This is a genomic window from Streptomyces sp. NPDC003393, from assembly GCF_053589015.1.
This window is the reverse complement of record NZ_JBSFRB010000001.1, coordinates 167,750-183,628: the sequence shown is the minus strand read 5'-3', so window position 1 is coordinate 183,628 and position 15,879 is coordinate 167,750. Positions and strand designations below refer to the sequence as shown.

Below are 15,879 nucleotides of genomic sequence, written 5' to 3'. Positions count from 1 at the left end.
GCCGACCTGTGCCAAGGTGTGGCCCAGTCGGCGCGTGAACTATGGGCCCGGAGGAAGACCAGCCGTGAAAGACCCAGGCCTGTCCCGTCCCCCGGAGCCGCCCCGCCCGTTCGATGCGACGGACCAGCAGCTGAGCACGGAACTGAGCAGGTGGACCGGCGCCACACCCGCGCTCGGGCCCGTCGGCCAACTGCTCGACCGGCACTGGGAGGCGGCCTTCGCCTACGCCCGGCTGTGCACCGACGGCCCACACCCGGCGGGCATGCTGACCACCGCCTCCTTCACCCGGCTGTTCGGGCAGACGCTGCGCCAGGCCGGACCGACGGCGGCCTGGCGGCCCCAGCTGCTGATCACCGTGCGCCGTATCGCCGCCGAGTGGGCCGCCGACCACCGGCGGGAGTTGCTGCACCCCGAGCTCAGGGCCGCCGCCGCGGTCGACCGGATCGCCGCCCGGCTGCTGTCGCCCGCCGACCGCCGCCTGCTCTCCCAGGCCTTCCAGCGGCTGCCCCAGACGGCCCGCGCGCTGCTGTGGCACGCCGACGTCGAGGCCGAATCCCTCGCGGTACCGGCCCGGCTGCTCGGGGTCGACGAGGAGGACGCGCGCATCGGACTGGGGCGCGCCCGGGAGCGGCTGCGCGAGGAGTGCCTACAGGCGCACCGGGACCTCGCACCCGAGCAGGACTGCCTGCGCTACTTCCGGCTGCTGGACGTGACCTGGCGACGCGGCGCTGTCGACGTCGACCCCGACCTGCGCGAGCACCTGGCCCGGTGCACCCACTGCCGGTACACCGCCGACCAGCTGGCGCGGTTCGACGACGGCCTCGGCACGGCACTCGCCGAAGGCGTGCTCGGCTGGGGTGCGCGAGAGTACCGGGAGAGCCGCTCCGCCGGAGCCGCGCGGCCCGCCGAGGACGCGTCACTCACGCCCCCGCCGTCCACGGCGTTCGTCGGCGGTGAGGACTTCACGGCCGCCCCGCCCGGAGCCGGGGCGTTCGACGCGGCCGACGGACCGGGCGTGAACCCCGCGGGCGGCGTCCTCGGCACCGTCCGCTCCGGCGGGCCCGGTCGGCGCCGGGCGGCCGGGCCCGCGCTGTTCGACCGGGCCAGGCGCGGAGCCCGGCCCGTCACGGAACGTCCCGTCCCGCCCGGCCCCGCCGGCGCGGAGTCCGCGTCCGCCCCTCCTACCGGTGCGCGCCGGTCGGCGCACCGGGCCGCCCGGCGCGCCGTCCGCCGGCGCAACCTGGCCATCGCCGTGGCGACGGTGAGCGGACTGGTCGTCCTGCCCCTGGCCCTGTGGTCGGTGCTCGGTTCCGGCGACGACACCGCTCCGGACGCCGGCCGGCAGCCCTCCGGCACGCCCGGCCCCTCGGGCACCGCGGCTCCCGGATCGGGACCGGGATCCTCCTGGGCCGGTGCGGGCGAGGCGGACAAGGCCACTGTGCGGGGGCGGCTGCACAACGTCGCCTCCGGGTTGTGCGTCGGCATCGTCGGGGGCAAGGCCGTCAAGGGCGCGGAGACCGAGCTGACGACATGCTCCACGGCGCCCGGGCAGCAGTGGGCGTACCAGAGCGACGGCCTGCTGCGCAGCGGCGCCGCCCGCGGCCTGTGCCTGGATTCCCACCTCGGCTGGTCCGTGCAACTGGCTCCGTGCACCACCGCCTCCGCCCCGAGTGCGAGGAAGGTCCGCTACGACTTCACGCTCCAGGGCACCCTCGTCCCGCGTTTCGACCAGGATCTGGCCCTGACGCCCGCCGCGACCGACGGCGCGGGCGCCCTCGTCCTCAAGACGCGCTCGCGGAGCGACACCCAGCGCTGGACGATCGACGCCGCCGGCCCCGAGCTCCAGATGGACGTGGCCGCCTGGATCCCGGACAGCGGCGCGTCGGCGTACCCGACGGCCGGCCGCTGAGCGCTCTCGCCGTCGGGGCCGCCCGCCGCACTCAGCGATGCCGGGGCGGCGCCGGCGGTGGCGGCGCGGGCTCCGAGGACGGCGGAGGGGGCAGGGTGGCGAGGTCCGGCGCGGCCTCCGGCCACACCAGCAGCACCGGGCAGGGCGCGTGGTCGACGGCGAACCGTGCGGCGGGCCCCAGGCTGTGCGGGCCGAGCCGCGCGCGGTCCCCGTCCCGGGCCAGCACCAGCAGATCGGCGTCCTCGGCCGCCGCCACCACCTCGCGCTCCACCCGCCCGGCCCGCTCCAGCAGCGTGCACGGCCGCCCGAGCCGGTCCGCAGCGGCCCGAAGCAGTTCCGCCCCTGATGTGGCCTCCAGATCGGCCAGCCGGTCGCCGGGATCCCGTTCGTGGTGGCCCCGGCCGAGCAGCCCGGCGAACGCCCCGTGCGCCACACCGGGCACCTCCGGCCCGCTGACATGCAGCAGCACCACGTCGGACGCGTCGGGTGCATGGGTGCGCACCGCGTCCACACAGGCCGGCCAGGTGCCCTCGACCAGCCAGGCGATCACGCGCATACGACGGCCTCCCTCGGCCCTCCGGCCACCGGCGTGCCGGGTTGTTCTTCGACCAAGACTCACAGAATCCGCAGCGACCCCCACAGTGCCACGACCGCGGGCACGAGTGCCGACGGAACGGCCAGCAGACCCAGCCGGGTGAACTCCTTCAGATCCACGCCGTGTTCGTGCTGGTGCACGATCCGCCGCCACAGCAGGGTCGCCAGGGAACCGGCGTAGGTCAGGTTCGGCCCGATGTTCACACCGACCAGCACGGCGAGCACGGCGCCCGGCCCGGCCGGTGCGGTCAGCGGCAGCAGGACCAGCACCGCCGGGAGGTTGTTGATCAGGTTGGCCAGTACGGCGGCCAGCGCGGCGATCCCGAGCAGCGCGGGCAGTGTCTCGCCGGCGGGCAGGACGTGCCCGAGCGCGTCGGCGAGCCCGTTGTCCACCACCGCGCGCACGACGACGCCCAGGGCGAGGACGAACGCCAGGAAGCCCGGTGCCGCGGCCCGGACCACGGCCGGCACGCCGGCCCTGCCGCGCGCCAGCGCGCGCCCGGCGAGCACCAGCGCACCCGCCAGCGCGGCCCATACCGGCTCCACGCCGAACGTGGACGCCACGAGGAACCCGCCCAGCGTGCAGGCGACCGTGACCAGCGCGAACAGCGGAAGCTCGGATGGTGCGCCGAAGGCGGGAGCGGGCGCCGCGGCGGCCAGGTCGCGGGCGAAGAAGCGGCGGAAGACCACGTACTCGGCACCGATCGCCACCAGCCAGGGCAGCGCCATCAGAGCGGCGAACCGGGTGAAACTCAGTCCGCTCGCCGCGAACGCCAGCAGGTTGGTCAGATTCGAGACGGGCAGCAGCAGCGACGCCGTGTTCGACAGGTGCGTGCATGCGTACACGTGCGGTTTGGGGCGCACGCCCGTCCGGGCGGCCGTGGCGAACACCACCGGGGTCAGCAGCACGATGGTGGCGTCCAGGCTGAGCACCGCGGTGATCGCCGACGCCAGCGCGAACACCGCCGTCAGCAGCCGCACCGGACGGCCCCCGGCCCAGCGGGCCGTCCACGCCCCGCACGCCCGGAACAGCCCCTCGACGTCGCAGAAATGGGCGAGGACCAGAACCGCGGCCAGGAACCCGACCACCGGTCCCAGCCGCTCCGCCTCGGCACGGGCGTGGTCCAGCGAGATCGCGCCGGTGGCGACGGCCAGGGCGGCGGCGGGGACGGCCATCACCGCCTCGGGCAGACCGTAGGGGCGGATGACGGCCCAGGCGAGGACGGCGACGAGCAGGGCGACGGACAGTGCCTCTGCGAGCGGGGTGTTCAGGGCTCGTTCCTCCGGACGCGGTCGACGGTGCCCGCACATCAAAGCAAAAAGCCGACGGGGACCCGGGCCGACGTGCGAGGACGGCTGCGCGTCAGGGGCCGGTGCCGGGGCTGAGGACCGTCAGGAACACCGACGAGGCGTTGCCGCCCACGGGAACCCGCCCGGCCGTCCAGGTCACCGTCAGATGATCCCGCTCGTCGGGCGGTGTCACGATCAGCGAGGCCGGCGCCGCCGTCCGCGCCCCGCTCACCTCGGGATTGGAGAAGGTCAGGCCGGCCCAGGCGCTCGCGCCCGGCCGCAGGGTCACCGTGGTGGGCGTGCCCGACTCGCGTGTCGGGTCCGGGCCCAGCTGCCGGCCGGAGGCGTCCACGAACGCGGCGCCCGGGTAGCCGTGCACCGTGCAGGTGCGGCCGGAGACATTGGTGAGGACGACCGGGAAGTTCTCCTGGCCGGCGCCCGGGTCGTTGCGTCCCACGGTCGCCTTCAGCTCGGAGGTGTGGCAGCGGGCGCCGCGGGCCGTGGTGCCGGTGCCGGAACCGGTCTTGCCGTCGGCCGGGGCCGTAGAGGGGCCCGGATGCGTCGCTGTCCCGCCCGGGGCCGTGGGGGTGACGCTCGGCGCCCGGCTCGGTGCGCCGCTCGTCGCGGGCGCGCCGGTCGTCGGGCCGCCGGTCGCGGGCGCGGCGGTGCCGGGCAGCTGCTGCGGGGGACTGGCCGTGCCGGTGCCGTTGCCGCAGGCGGTCAGCAGGCCCAGCGCGGCGATCGAGGTCGCGAGCAGCGCCGTGCGGTGGCGGGAGGGGGAGGTGTGCGCCATGTTCCACGCTCCTGGAGTTCGTCGCACGCGGTCGGGCGTGCGTCCGGCGCCTGGTGCGCCGACATGGTGTCCGATGCACGGTCGCGGCGGAAAGTTCGCGGTGTGCCGGGCATTTCCCCCCGTGGACCCGACTCCGCGCCGGACACCTGACGCATTCCCGTTCCCGTGCCGGGTGCCGTTCACCCGTACGGAGGTCGGGGACCGGCCGGAGCCCCCTGTGGAGCAGGGGTCCCGCCGGACCGCTCCGCGGCACCGGGCGCCCCGCACGCCCGTAGGGCAGTCAGGCGATCCGCAGGGAACCGAGTACGCGGTCGGTGGCGTCGTCGTCGCCGTGCTGACGGATCTGCACGTACACCTCGGGCTGCCGGGCGGAGCCGACCGGGACCAGGGCCGTCTCGGTGAGCAGGTCGCCGTCGGGGCAGCCGGTCCAGGTCCGGATCCGGCCGTCCCAGCGCGGGCTCGACCAGGCGCGGCTGCCGTCGTAGTGGCAGCCGGGGTGGTGCAGGGCGTCCACCCGGGCCGTGACGTCGCCCTGCTCGCTGAGGCCGACGAACACGCCTCGTACGTCGGCACCGAGGTCCTGCCACCGGGACAGGTCGTCGGCGACGGCGAGCCCGGGCTCGTGCCCGGCGGGCAGCCCCAGGGCACGGGGATCCCAGCCGGAGTCCCGCAGCTCCCGCCCCCAGACGCCCGGGACCTTCACGGCCACCCGGCCGGTGGCGTCCGCGACCCGCATGTCCGAGGCCTGGGACGGCCACAGGGTCAGCGCCAGCGTCACACCCGCCGCGGCGGCCACCGCCATCGCCGCCCCTGCCGCCGCGAGCCTTTTGCGCCGGCGGGGCCGGACGCCGGACGGCGCCGCGGCGGCCAGCCGTTCCAACGCCTCGGCGAACGCCTCCGCGCTGGGCCAGCGCCGCCCGCGCTCCGGTTCCAGCGCCCGCATCAGTGCCCTCGCCACGCCGGGGTCCACGTCCGGACGCAGCCGCTGAAGCGGCACGACCCTGCCCGGCGCGGCCGGGACCGTGCCCGTGACCAGTTGGTAGCCGACCGCGCCCAGGCCGTAGACGTCGGCCCGCGCGTCGATGCCGGCCCCCGGCTCGGCCTGCTCCGGCGGCCGGTACCCGGCCGAGCCCGCGGCCAGCGTCAGCCCCGAGGCCTCCGCCAGGCTCTTGGCGAGCCCGAGGTCGGCGAGCAGCACCCGGCGGGTGCCGTCCGGCGCGGTGCGCAGCAGGATGTTGCTGGGCTTGACGTCCCGGTGCACGACGCCGGCCTCGTGCAGGGCCTGCGCGCCGCGGGCGGCGAGCGCGGTCAGCCGCAGCGCCTCCGGCACGGGCGGCGGATCCGTGGCGAGCAGGTCCGCCAGGGTGCCGCCGTCGGCGTACTCCATGACGAAGTACGGTCTGCCGTCGGGTAGTTCACCGATGTCGTGGACCTGCGCCACGAGCGGCGAGCCCGCCTTGCGCAGCAGCCGCGCCTCGGACAGGAACCGCTCCCGCACGTCCAGGCGGTGCGACCAGTTCTCGGCGAGGACCTTGACGGCCACCGGGGCCTGGAGGTCGTCGTCGTGGGCCAGCCACACCGTGCCGAAGGCCCCGGTGCCCAGGCGTCGTTCGACCCGGTAGCGGCCGATCCGCTCGACGGAGTGCATGCGACTATCATGCCTGCCCTGAGATCGACTCCAAGGGGGCCTGCCGTGCCGGACCCGGCGGTGACCGACGACCTCGCCCGGCGCGCCGCCGCCGGTGACGCCACGGCGCTGGAGGAACTGCTCCGGCAGATCCGTCCCGAGGTGCTGCGGCGCTGCGGGCGCTTCCTGCCCTGCCGGGAGGACGCGGAGGAGGCCGCACAGGACGTCCTGCTCCAGGTCGCGCGGCGGGTCTCCACGTTCCGGGGCCGCAGCCGCTTCTCCACCTGGCTGTACACGGTCGTCGCCAACTGCTGCCGCCAGAAGTACCGGGAACTGAAGCGGCGCGCCGCCGAGCAGCCCGCCCCGATCGAGCCCGCGCAGTTCGCCGACCCGCGCACCACCAGCGTCATCGCGGGCTCCCGCGTCGACCTCCTGGAGGCGCTGGACCGGCTGGAGCGGGAGCATCCGCACCTGGTGGCGCCGCTGGTGTTCCGGGACATCTGCCAACTGGAGTACGCGGAGGCCGCCGAGCGGGCCGGCGTACCGCTGGGTACGTTCAAGTCGCGGCTGCACGAGGCGCGCCGCCAGGTCAGGCCTTGGCTGACGGGCACGCCGTGAGCGGGTGCGCCAGTCAGCCAGGGAGAGCGAGTCGCCCAGCGAGAGTGAGTCGCCCAGTGAGAGTGAGTCACTCGCTGCAAGAGAGTTGCTCAGTGAAAGTGAGCCACCGGTCACGCCTCAGCGCGCCCCCTCGCGCCCCGGTGCGCCCTCACTCGTCCAGCAGGCTCAGCTCCGCCCAGATGGTCTTGCCCTCGGCGGTATGCCTGCTGCCCCACCGCTGGGTGAGCTGGGCGACCAGCAGCAGTCCGCGGCCGCCCTCGTCCCAGGTCCGGGCGCGGCGCAGGTGCGGGGCGGTGCTGCTGGTGTCGGACACCTCGCAGATCAGATGGGCGCCGTCGTGGATCAGACGCAGCTGGATGGGCGGCGTGCCGTACCGGATGGCGTTGGTGACCAGCTCGCTGACCACCAGCTCGGTGGTGAACGCCGCCAGGCTCAGATGCCAGTCGTCGAGCTGGTCGAGGACCTGTTTGCGGATCGGGGCCACCAGCGCGGGATCGGCGGGAATGTGCCAGGTGGCCACCTGGGAGGCGGGCAGTCCCCGGGTACGGGCGAGCAGCAGGGCCACGTCGTCCTCGAAGCCGCCCGCCGGCACCACGGAGTGCAGCACACGGTCGCAGGCCGCGTCCAGGGAGCCCGCCCGCTCGGCCAGTGCCTCGCACAGCAGTTGGTGACCGGCGTCGGCGTCGCGCGTACGGTTCTCGATCAGCCCGTCCGTGAACAGGGCGAGCACACTGCCCTCACGCAGGTCGAGCTCCGTCGACTCGAACGGCAGTCCGCCCAGGCCCAGCGGGGGGCCCGGCGGCAGCTCGATCCGGCGCGGCGGGCCGTCGGGCGGGAGCAGCACGGGGGAGGGGTGCCCGGCGCGGGCCAGGACGCAGCGCCGCGAGACGGGGTCGTACACCGCGTACAGGCAGCTCGCGCCGACCTCGGCGGGGCGGCCCTCGCCCTCGGCGTCCGCCTCGCCGGACATCCGGGCGACGACGTCGTCGAGGTGGGTGAGCAGTTCGTCGGGAGCGAGGTCGATGTCGGCGAGGGTGCGCACGGCGGTGCGCAGCCGACCCATGGTGGCCGAGGCCCGCACTCCGTGCCCGAGGACGTCCCCGACGACCAGCGCGACCCGCATCCCGGACAGTGGGATCACGTCGAACCAGTCGCCGCCCACCCCCGCACGCGCCGCCGGAAGGTAGCGGGAGGCCGCCTGCACGGCGGCCGTGCGCGGCAGGGTGCGCGGCAGCAGGCTGCGCTGAAGGGCAAGAGCGGTCTCCCGCTCGCGTGAGTAACGACGGGCGTTGTCGATGCAGACGGCGGCCCGGGCCGTGACCTCCTCGGCCAGCAGCACGTCGTCCGGCATGAAGGGGGCGGGCTGGTCGAACCGGGTGAAGACGGCCACCCCGAGGGTCACGCCCCGGGCGCGGATCGGCACCGACATGACGGCATGGATGCCGAGCCGCTCCACGCGCCGGCCGAGCTCCGGATGCCAGGCGAGCCAGGTCTGAAGGTCGCCCGAGGCCTTGGCGACGACGATCGGCTGCCCCGACAGCAGGGACGCGCCCTGGGGGGAGGCCGCGGGGTAGGTCTCGCACTGGCCGGCCGGGGTGACGGGGTCGGGGTCGCCCGGCCGTACCGAGCGGTGGGCGACGCGGCGCAGGACGGCCGGCACGGTGAGCGGCCCGATGGGCAGTTCGCCGCCGTCCTCGGGCGGGTCCACCAGGTCGACGCTGACGAAGTCGGCCAGGGCCGGGACGCAGACGTCGGCGAGCTCCTGGGCCGTCAGGGCGACGTCCAGGGTGCTGCCGATGCGCACGCTGGCCTCGTTGACCAGTTGCAGCCGCTCCCGCGCCCGGTGCTGCTCGGTGAAGTCGTGGGCGGCGACGCACACCCCGCGCACCCGTCCCGTGGCGTCGGTGATCGGCGAGATCCGGGACAGCCACGCGCGCCCGCGGCCGTCCCCGCCCATCGGGGTGTGCAACTGCACGTCGAGGACGCGGCCGGTCCGCAGCACCCGGAGCATGTGCCCCTCGATGTCCGCGTGCTGCGGCCGCCCGCCGATCTCGGAGGGGCGCAGGCCCCGCGGCGGCTCCTTGGGGAGTCCGAGCGCCTCGGCCATGGCGTCGTTCATCGAGGCCAGCCGCAGCCGCTCGTCGTAGATCGCGATCGCACAGGGGGACTGGGTGAGCCGTACCCGGTCCAGCGGGTCGTCGTCGTGGAAGGAGGAAGGGCCGCTCTCCGGGGGCAGGGGAGTGACCACGAGCCAGCCGCCGTCCTCCTTCGGGGGACGGCGGTGCGCCAGTACCCAGACGGAGACGGTGTGCCCGTCGCGGTGGCGCAGGGGGAGTGTGCCGCTGAAGCGGTCGCCCTCGGGGAGGAAGGGGCGCGCGCTGTTCGCGAGCAAGGCTGCGGCGGGCTTGGACACGACCTCTTCCGGCGTCCAGCCGAGGAGTCGGCGCGCGCCGTCGTTCCACTCGACCAGGACGCCGTGCGCGTCGACGACCGCCCGTGCCGAGGCGGCCTCGTCGAACGGATACGCCGGACTCATCGTCGCCACCCTATCGCGCACACTCACAGTGATCAGGTGTGTCACTCGCGTTCCAGCCTAGTGCGTACCGGTTCCGCGTGGTCGGGCGGCCCCGGCCCGAGCGCCGGAGCCGCCCCAGTGGTGCCCCTTGCCCGCGTCGATACCGGCCCAGGCCCGAGCCCGTCGCTACCGCCCGGTGACCGAGGAGCGCGCGACGAGTGCGCGGCGAGTGCGCGCCGGCGGACAAGCGCTTTCTGCGCACCCCTTGACGACTGCATGTGCCGTCACGTCAGAATCTGTTCGTTCACGAGCATTTCTGAGTGCTTCTGAGTTCCGTGTGGGAAATCAAGGAGAGCCGCCATGACGGTCACGCGCAGATCGGTCCTGATCGCAGGTACGGCGGCTCCGGCGGCGGTAGGGCTGCTGGGTGGCCCCGCCGCCCTCGGCGCCCAGGCCGCGGACGCCGCCGGACACCTCCCGGGCCGCCGGACCGTGGCCCTGCGCGACGGCTGGCGCTTCGCGCTGGTCGACCCGGACGGCGGCGCCGACCCCAGCCGTGCCGACGACGCCGCCGCCCCCGGCTTCGACGACTCCGACTGGCGTCGGGTGGCCGTCCCGCACGACTGGAGCATCGAGCAGACGCCCACCACCGAGCACTCCACCACCGGCGGGACCGGCTTCCTCCCCGGCGGTCTCGGCTGGTACCGCCTCGCCTTCACACTGCCGGCCGCCTGCGCCGGCAAGCGGATCTCGGTGGAGTTCGACGGCGTCTACATGGACTCCCACGTCTACTGCAACGGCACCGAAGCCGGCCGTCACCCCTACGGCTACACCGGCTTCGCCTTCGACCTCACCGACCTGCTGCACACCGACGGCGCCACCGAGAACGTCATCGCGGTGAAGGTGCGCAACCGGCTCCCCAGCAGCCGCTGGTACTCCGGCAGCGGCATCTACCGCGAGGCCCGCCTGGTGATCACCGAGCCGGTGCACGTGGCCCGCTGGGGCACGTACGTCACCACGCCGGAGGTCACCGCCGAGCGGGCCGTGGTCCGGGTGCGCACCTCGGTGGCCAACGACTCCGGCGCGTCCGCCGAGGTGGAGGTCGCCTCCAGTGTCGTCGCCCCCGACGGCCGCACCGTCGCCCGGACCGCCTCCATGATCACGGCCGGCCCGCAGGGCGGCACCGAGACCCACGAACTGTCCGTCGCACACCCCCGGTTGTGGGACTTCGCCACCCCGCACCACCGCTACACGCTCCGCACCGAACTGCGCGTCGGCGGCCGGACCGTGGACACCCACGACACCGGCTTCGGCATCCGCACCTTCCGCTTCGACGCGGACGAGGGCTTCTCGCTCAACGGCACCCGTACCAAGATCAAGGGTGTCGACCTCCACCACGACCAGGGCGCGCTCGGCGCGGCGGTCAGCATCGACGCCGTGCGCCGGCAGATGACCGTCATGAAGTCGATGGGCGTCAACGCCTTCCGCACCTCCCACAACCCGCCCTCGCCGCAGATGATCCAGGTCTGCGAGGAACTGGGCATCGTGATGATGGTCGAGGCCTTCGACTGCTGGCACACCGGCAAGACGACGTACGACTACGGCCGGTTCTTCGACGAGTGGTGCGAGGAGGACGCCACCGAGATGGTGCTCGCCGCCCGCAACTCGCCCGCCGTCGTCCTGTGGTCCATAGGCAACGAGATCCCCGACTCGACCTCCACCGCCGGACTGGCCATGGCCGACCGGATCATCGCCGCCGTCAGGGCGGCCGACGACACCCGCCCGCTCGTCATCGGCTCCGACAAGTACCGCAGCCTGCCGAAGAAAGGCTCCGCGGCCGACCTGATGCTCGCCAAGCTCGACGGACTCGGCCTGAACTACAACACCGCCAAGTCCGTCGACGCGCTGCACGCCGCCTACCCGCACCTGTTCCTGTTCGAGTCCGAGTCGTCCTCGGAGACCTCCACGCGTGGCGCGTACCAGGAACCCGAGCACCTGAACACGGGCGAGAACCACACTCCGGGCCGGCGGGAGACCTCCTCGTACGACAACAACCTCGCCTCCTGGACCATGAGCGGCGAGTACGGCCTGAAGAAGGACCGCGACCGCCCGTGGTTCGCCGGGCAGTTCCTGTGGTCGGGCATCGACTACATCGGGGAGCCCACGCCGTACAACGTGTTCCCGGTCAAGTCGTCCTTCTTCGGCGCCGTCGACACCGCAGGGTTCCCCAAGGACATGTACCACCTGTTCCGCAGTCAGTGGACGGCCGAACCCATGGTCCACCTGGTGCCCATGACCTGGAACCACGAGGAGGGCGACGTCGTCGAGGTCTGGGCCTACGCCAACGTCGAGTCGGTCGAGCTGTTCCTCAACGGCAGGTCGCTGGGCGTGAGGAAGTTCGACCTGAAGCGGACCGCCGACGGCCGCCCCTACCTGGAGACCACCGAGGCCACCGGCGACGACAAGACCTTCACCGACGGCCCTTACCCCGGCAGCTACACCAGCCCCGACGGCAGCGCCGGCAAGCTGCATCTGACCTGGAAGGTGCCGTACCGGCCGGGCGAGCTGAAGGCGGTGGCCCGGCGGGACGGCAAGGTGGTGGCCACCGACGTCCTGCGCACGGCCGGCGCGCCGCACGCGGTACGGCTGACGCCCGACCGCCGCTCGGTCGCGGCGGACGGCCGGTCCCTGGTCTTCGTCACCGCCGACGTCGTCGACGTCCACGGCGTCGTCGTGCCCGACGCGCAGCACCTGCTCACCTTCGACGTGCGGGGCGGCTCGCTCGCCGGTGTCGACAACGGGCGCCAGGAGAGCGCGGAGCGCTACCAGGCGAGCACCCGTACCGCCTTCCACGGCAAGGCGCTCGCGATCGTCCGCTCCGGCACGAAGCCGGGCACGCTGCACGTCACCGTGCGCGCCGACGGCCTGCACCCGGGCACCGCGACGGTACGCACCACAGCGGCCCGCTCGGCCGCGACCACACCGCCCGCCGACTTCGAGCCGGACCCGCCGGCCCCGACCGCCCACCCGTACGCGGACGCCGGCTACTCCGGCCGCCCCGACACGCTGCCCGCCGCCATGCTCGACGGTGACCCGGCCACCGGGTGGTCCAACGCCTTCAGCAAGGCGGCCACCGCGCTGCTGCCCGCCTTCTCGGGGGCCCGCCCGAAGGACTGGGTGTCCCTGGACTGGGGCAGGACGCGCACCGTCGACCGCCTGGCCGTCTCCTTCACGGTGGACGCCACGCACAGTCTCCCGGCCGCGGTCGAGGTCGCGGTCTTCCGCGACGGCGCGTGGAAACCGGTGCGCGGTGTGCGCACCGCTTGGGCCGACACCTCCGACGCCCCCACCGTGATCACCTTCGACGCGATCCGCGGCTCCCGGATCCGGCTCACCCTGACCAGCAGTCGCCCCGGAGAGGTCCAGGGGGCGGTCCGCATCAGCAAGCTGGAGGTGTAGCGGCGTCCGCGGCGTCCTCCATGCCGTCGGGCCGCACCTGCCGGAGCTTGCCGGGGTGGGTGACGGTGTGGACGCCGGACACCTGGTCGCCCTCGGGTGTGAGGTGACCGTCACCGCGAAGGAGGCGTCGCCCTGGAACGGCACCGCCGCGTCGTCGCCGTTGACGCGCCGGTGGCGGATCTCCAGCGCGCGCGGGGCCGCGCCGGGCGGCGTAGGAGGTGAACAGACGGACGGCCCTGTCGCGCCCGCGCACCGGGCGGAGGCCCGCCTGCCGGCGCGGGCCGCCGCCGTCCGTCCACACCGCCACGTCCGGGGCGAGGATCCCCGTCAGGGCGGTGAAGTCCGCACCGGGCGCGGCCCGCACGAACCGCTCGGTCGCCTCCCGTCGCACCCGAGGATGCGCCACGTACCGGGGCGCTGGCGCGCACATGGGCGTGCACTTGGGCGCGCGCCCGGTGCGCGAGCCGGCGCGCCGCGGCCGGGGGTACGGCCGATGGTCTGCCCCGCTGCCGGTGCGGTGCCCTGGCGTGACCTGGTCGGTACCGTCTTGCCAGGCCTGTGACCTGCTGCTATTTACGCGCAAGTACCCGAGCGGTACCGTGTGGGGCATGCCAGCGCTCAATGTGGAGTTCAGCGACCGCGAGCTAGAGGACCTGCGGCAGATCGCCAAGGAACGCGGTACGTCGATGAAGGCGCTCGTGCGGGAGGCCGCCGCCGCCGACATAGCCAGGCATCGGGCCCTCCAGGAGGGTGCCGAGGCCTTCCGCCGCTTCTTCGCCGCTCACGCCGACGAGTTCGCCGCCGCCTTCCCCGACGACGAGCCGCCCACCAAGGGAGAGGGACGGGCCGCCTGACCGATGAGCCCCGTCATCCATATCGACGTGCCCTGGCTGCTCCAGCGCCATGAGGAAGTGCTGCCGGACCAGCCCACGGTCAACGACTTCTCGGCCCTGGTGGCCGCCGTGGCCCGCCACCGGGTGGATCCACCGCGCCTCGGCGTGGACTCCGACCCCGCCTGGCGCGCCGCCGCGCTGCTGGACACCCTCGCCGTGCTCAAGCCCCTGCCCTCCGCCAACGCCCGCTTCGCCTGCGCGACGGCCGTGGCCTACATGTACGTCAGCGGCGTGGGCATCGACCCGCCCTACGGCGCGCTCGTCGACCTCGCCCGCGACCTGATGAACGGCAAGACCGACGTCTACGGCGCCGCCGACCGGCTGCGCTCCTGGGAGATCTGACGGCGCGACCGCCCGCGTCACGACCCCGTCCGTCGTGAGGGCCGCCCCCGGGCCGCCGACCGAGGGCGGGAGAAACGGGGTCGGCGGCCGTCGCGCGCAGAAGAGCCGCCGTCCTGCGCGGGGCCCCGGGCGACGGGGCCGGTTCCGAGAGGCCGGCTCCAGTGCACCGCCCGGACGACCGCGCCGGGAGAGTGCGCGGCCCGCCGACGCGTGCGCGTCCTTCACACGGGGCGTGTCCTTCACACAGGCTCACGTGGTGCACACGAGGGCGTGTCCTTCACGCGGCGGCGCGTCCGTCGTGCAGGGTGCACCCGCCACACGGACACCACCGCAGCTTCCGGGACCTCCGGCCCGGGCGGGGGTCAGGCGGGGTCCTCCACCAGATCGGCGGCGCCGACGGTGGCCGGGGCGGCGTGCCCGGAGAGGGCAAGGGTGAGGTCGAACTCCGCGAGCAGACAGCGGATGACGTGCTCCACGCCCGCCTGACCGTCCAGGCCGAGACCGTAGGCGTACGGCCGGCCCAGCAGCACCGCCCGGGCGCCCAGTGCGAGTGCCTTGAAGACGTCGTCGCCGGTGCGCACACCGCTGTCGAACAGCACGGTCAGCCGGTCGCCGGCCGCGTCCACCACCCTCGGCAGCGCGTCGGCGGCGGCGATGGAACCGGCCACCTGGCGGCCGCCGTGGTTGGACACCACCACGCCGTCCATCCCGGCCTCGGCCGCGCGGCGGGCGTCGTCCGGGTGCAGGACGCCCTTCAGGACGATCGGGCCGTCCCAGTTGTCCCGCAGGAACGCCAGATCCGGCCAGGTCTTGCCGGGGTCGGCGAACATGCCGACGAAGTGCAGCACCGCGGCGTTCGGGTCCTCGTGCACCGGCTTGGCCAGGCCCGCGCGGAAGGCCGGATCGGAGAAGTAGTTGGCGGTCCCCACCCCGTGCAGGAAGGGCAGATACGCCTGGTCCAGGTCGCGGGGCCGCCACGCCAGCAGCGGGGTGTCCAGGGTGACCACCAGGACGCTGAACCCGGACGCCTTCGCCCGGTTCAGGAAGCTGCGCGTCACCTCGCGGTCCTTGGCCCAGTACAGCTGGAACCAGCGCTCGGCGTCCCCCATCGCCTCGGCGACCTGCTCCATGGGGGTGCTGGAGGCCGACGACAGGATGAACGGCACACCCTGCGCCGCGGCGGCCCGCGCGGCCGCCGGCTCCGCGTCCGGATGCATGATCGACAGCACTCCGACCGGTGCCAGGGCCAGCGGCGCGGGCAGTGCGCGGCCCAGCACCTCGACCGACAGATCACGCTCGTGCACGTCCCGCAGCATCCGCGGGACGATCCGGCGCCGGTCCAGCGCCGCCCGGTTGGCGCGGGCCGTGCTGCCGTTGCCCGCGCTGCCCGCCACATAGCCCACCGGTCCCGGGCCGAGCCGCCGCTCCGTGAGTTCCTCCAGCCGGGTCAGATCCGTGGGCAGCCGGGGTACCGCGCCCGTCATCCCATTCAGATAGATCTCGTACTGGAAGTCCGCCCAGTGCTTCGCCATCCGTGCCCTCCCGCGTCCGACACCGGTCCGGTCCGGTGCCGCACGCCGACCATACTGGCCGGTAGGCAGGGGTGGGCACCCCGGGGAGGCCTGCCGGCGGCCTCCTTTCGGCCCGGCGGGTGCGCTCCCGGATGCCGGGGAACTCTCGAACGTGAACACAAGGGGTCGCGCAGGGGTTCGCCCGGGGCCCGAGCGGAGTGTTTCAGGCCGATTGACGAACACCGGAGTTTCGGCCAACCGGCCGGAATCCGTGATCGGCGGGCCCGTGGTTCACGGGTTGGAACGTTCGAATTCCGTGACTTCGCGC

The 15,879-nt window shown here is 74.2% G+C and carries 12 protein-coding genes; 5 read left to right on the top strand and 7 right to left on the bottom strand.

The features are described 5' to 3' along the window. Positions 1-64 precede the first annotated feature (64 nt). A complete protein-coding gene (locus tag ACWDUZ_RS00780) occupies positions 65-1,909 on the top strand; it encodes a ricin-type beta-trefoil lectin domain protein (RefSeq protein ID WP_451629574.1) in 1,845 nt (614 codons plus the stop codon). Between the two features lie 31 nt (positions 1,910-1,940). On the opposite strand, the gene ACWDUZ_RS00775 is transcribed toward ACWDUZ_RS00780, so the two are convergent. From ACWDUZ_RS00775 to ACWDUZ_RS00760, 4 genes are all read right to left on the bottom strand, one after another. Continuing rightward, on the bottom strand, positions 1,941-2,465 hold the full coding sequence (locus ACWDUZ_RS00775) for a universal stress protein (RefSeq protein ID WP_451629573.1): 525 nt from the start codon (positions 2,463-2,465) through the stop codon (positions 1,941-1,943). Positions 2,466-2,524: 59 nt separating this feature from the next. Then, positions 2,525-3,814, bottom strand: coding sequence for an SLC13 family permease (locus ACWDUZ_RS00770; RefSeq protein ID WP_451629572.1), 1,290 nt, complete (start codon positions 3,812-3,814; stop codon positions 2,525-2,527). Positions 3,815-3,866: 52 nt separating this feature from the next. Then, positions 3,867-4,586, bottom strand: coding sequence for a DUF4232 domain-containing protein (locus tag ACWDUZ_RS00765; RefSeq protein WP_451629571.1), 720 nt, complete (start codon positions 4,584-4,586; stop codon positions 3,867-3,869). Positions 4,587-4,866: 280 nt separating this feature from the next. Further along, positions 4,867-6,234, bottom strand: coding sequence for a serine/threonine-protein kinase (locus ACWDUZ_RS00760; RefSeq protein WP_451629570.1), 1,368 nt, complete (start codon positions 6,232-6,234; stop codon positions 4,867-4,869). 45 nt (positions 6,235-6,279) lie between these two features. On the opposite strand from ACWDUZ_RS00760, the gene ACWDUZ_RS00755 reads away from it, so the two are divergent. Next, positions 6,280-6,831 carry an RNA polymerase sigma factor gene (locus ACWDUZ_RS00755; RefSeq protein WP_451629569.1) on the top strand — a complete coding sequence of 184 codons (552 nt, stop codon included), beginning with the start codon at positions 6,280-6,282 and terminating at the stop codon, positions 6,829-6,831. Positions 6,832-6,979: 148 nt separating this feature from the next. Here the strand turns inward: ACWDUZ_RS00755 and ACWDUZ_RS00750 are convergent, their stop codons facing one another. Beyond that, positions 6,980-9,367 (bottom strand): SpoIIE family protein phosphatase, encoded by a 2,388-nt coding sequence (locus ACWDUZ_RS00750; RefSeq protein ID WP_451629568.1) that lies wholly within the window; start codon positions 9,365-9,367, stop codon positions 6,980-6,982. Positions 9,368-9,706: 339 nt separating this feature from the next. On the opposite strand from ACWDUZ_RS00750, the gene ACWDUZ_RS00745 reads away from it, so the two are divergent. Continuing rightward, on the top strand, positions 9,707-12,805 hold the full coding sequence (locus tag ACWDUZ_RS00745) for a glycoside hydrolase family 2 TIM barrel-domain containing protein (RefSeq protein WP_451629567.1): 3,099 nt from the start codon (positions 9,707-9,709) through the stop codon (positions 12,803-12,805). On the opposite strand, the gene ACWDUZ_RS00740 is transcribed toward ACWDUZ_RS00745, so the two are convergent. Further along, positions 12,786-13,196: a hypothetical protein gene (locus ACWDUZ_RS00740; protein ID WP_451629566.1), complete on the bottom strand. Its 411-nt coding sequence runs from the start codon at positions 13,194-13,196 to the stop codon at positions 12,786-12,788. The genes ACWDUZ_RS00745 and ACWDUZ_RS00740 overlap by 20 nt on opposite strands. A 217-nt stretch (positions 13,197-13,413) precedes the next feature. Here ACWDUZ_RS00740 and ACWDUZ_RS00735 point away from each other — a divergent pair, with 217 nt between their 5' ends. Continuing rightward, the gene (locus ACWDUZ_RS00735) at positions 13,414-13,659 is read left to right on the top strand and encodes a hypothetical protein (protein ID WP_030172510.1); all 246 of its coding nucleotides are present in this window, start codon (positions 13,414-13,416) and stop codon (positions 13,657-13,659) included. A 3-nt stretch (positions 13,660-13,662) separates the two neighbouring features. After that, positions 13,663-14,040 carry a toxin Doc gene (locus ACWDUZ_RS00730; RefSeq protein ID WP_451629565.1) on the top strand — a complete coding sequence of 126 codons (378 nt, stop codon included), beginning with the start codon at positions 13,663-13,665 and terminating at the stop codon, positions 14,038-14,040. Between the two features lie 362 nt (positions 14,041-14,402). On the opposite strand, the gene ACWDUZ_RS00725 is transcribed toward ACWDUZ_RS00730, so the two are convergent. Beyond that, on the bottom strand, positions 14,403-15,572 hold the full coding sequence (locus tag ACWDUZ_RS00725) for a lactate 2-monooxygenase (protein ID WP_451629564.1): 1,170 nt from the start codon (positions 15,570-15,572) through the stop codon (positions 14,403-14,405). Positions 15,573-15,879: the final 307 nt, after the last annotated feature.

Coding starts and splice junctions, on each gene's coding strand:
- ACWDUZ_RS00775 (WP_451629573.1), bottom strand. CDS start 2,465: ATGCGCGTGATCGCCTGGCTGGTCGAGGGCACCTGGCCGGCCTGTGTG.
- ACWDUZ_RS00765 (WP_451629571.1), bottom strand. CDS start 4,586: ATGGCGCACACCTCCCCCTCCCGCCACCGCACGGCGCTGCTCGCGACC.
- ACWDUZ_RS00735 (WP_030172510.1), top strand. CDS start 13,414: ATGCCAGCGCTCAATGTGGAGTTCAGCGACCGCGAGCTAGAGGACCTG.
- ACWDUZ_RS00725 (WP_451629564.1), bottom strand. CDS start 15,572: ATGGCGAAGCACTGGGCGGACTTCCAGTACGAGATCTATCTGAATGGG.
- ACWDUZ_RS00745 (WP_451629567.1), top strand. CDS start 9,707: ATGACGGTCACGCGCAGATCGGTCCTGATCGCAGGTACGGCGGCTCCG.
- ACWDUZ_RS00750 (WP_451629568.1), bottom strand. CDS start 9,367: ATGAGTCCGGCGTATCCGTTCGACGAGGCCGCCTCGGCACGGGCGGTC.
- ACWDUZ_RS00770 (WP_451629572.1), bottom strand. CDS start 3,814: ATGTGCGGGCACCGTCGACCGCGTCCGGAGGAACGAGCCCTGAACACC.
- ACWDUZ_RS00760 (WP_451629570.1), bottom strand. CDS start 6,234: ATGCACTCCGTCGAGCGGATCGGCCGCTACCGGGTCGAACGACGCCTG.
- ACWDUZ_RS00730 (WP_451629565.1), top strand. CDS start 13,663: ATGAGCCCCGTCATCCATATCGACGTGCCCTGGCTGCTCCAGCGCCAT.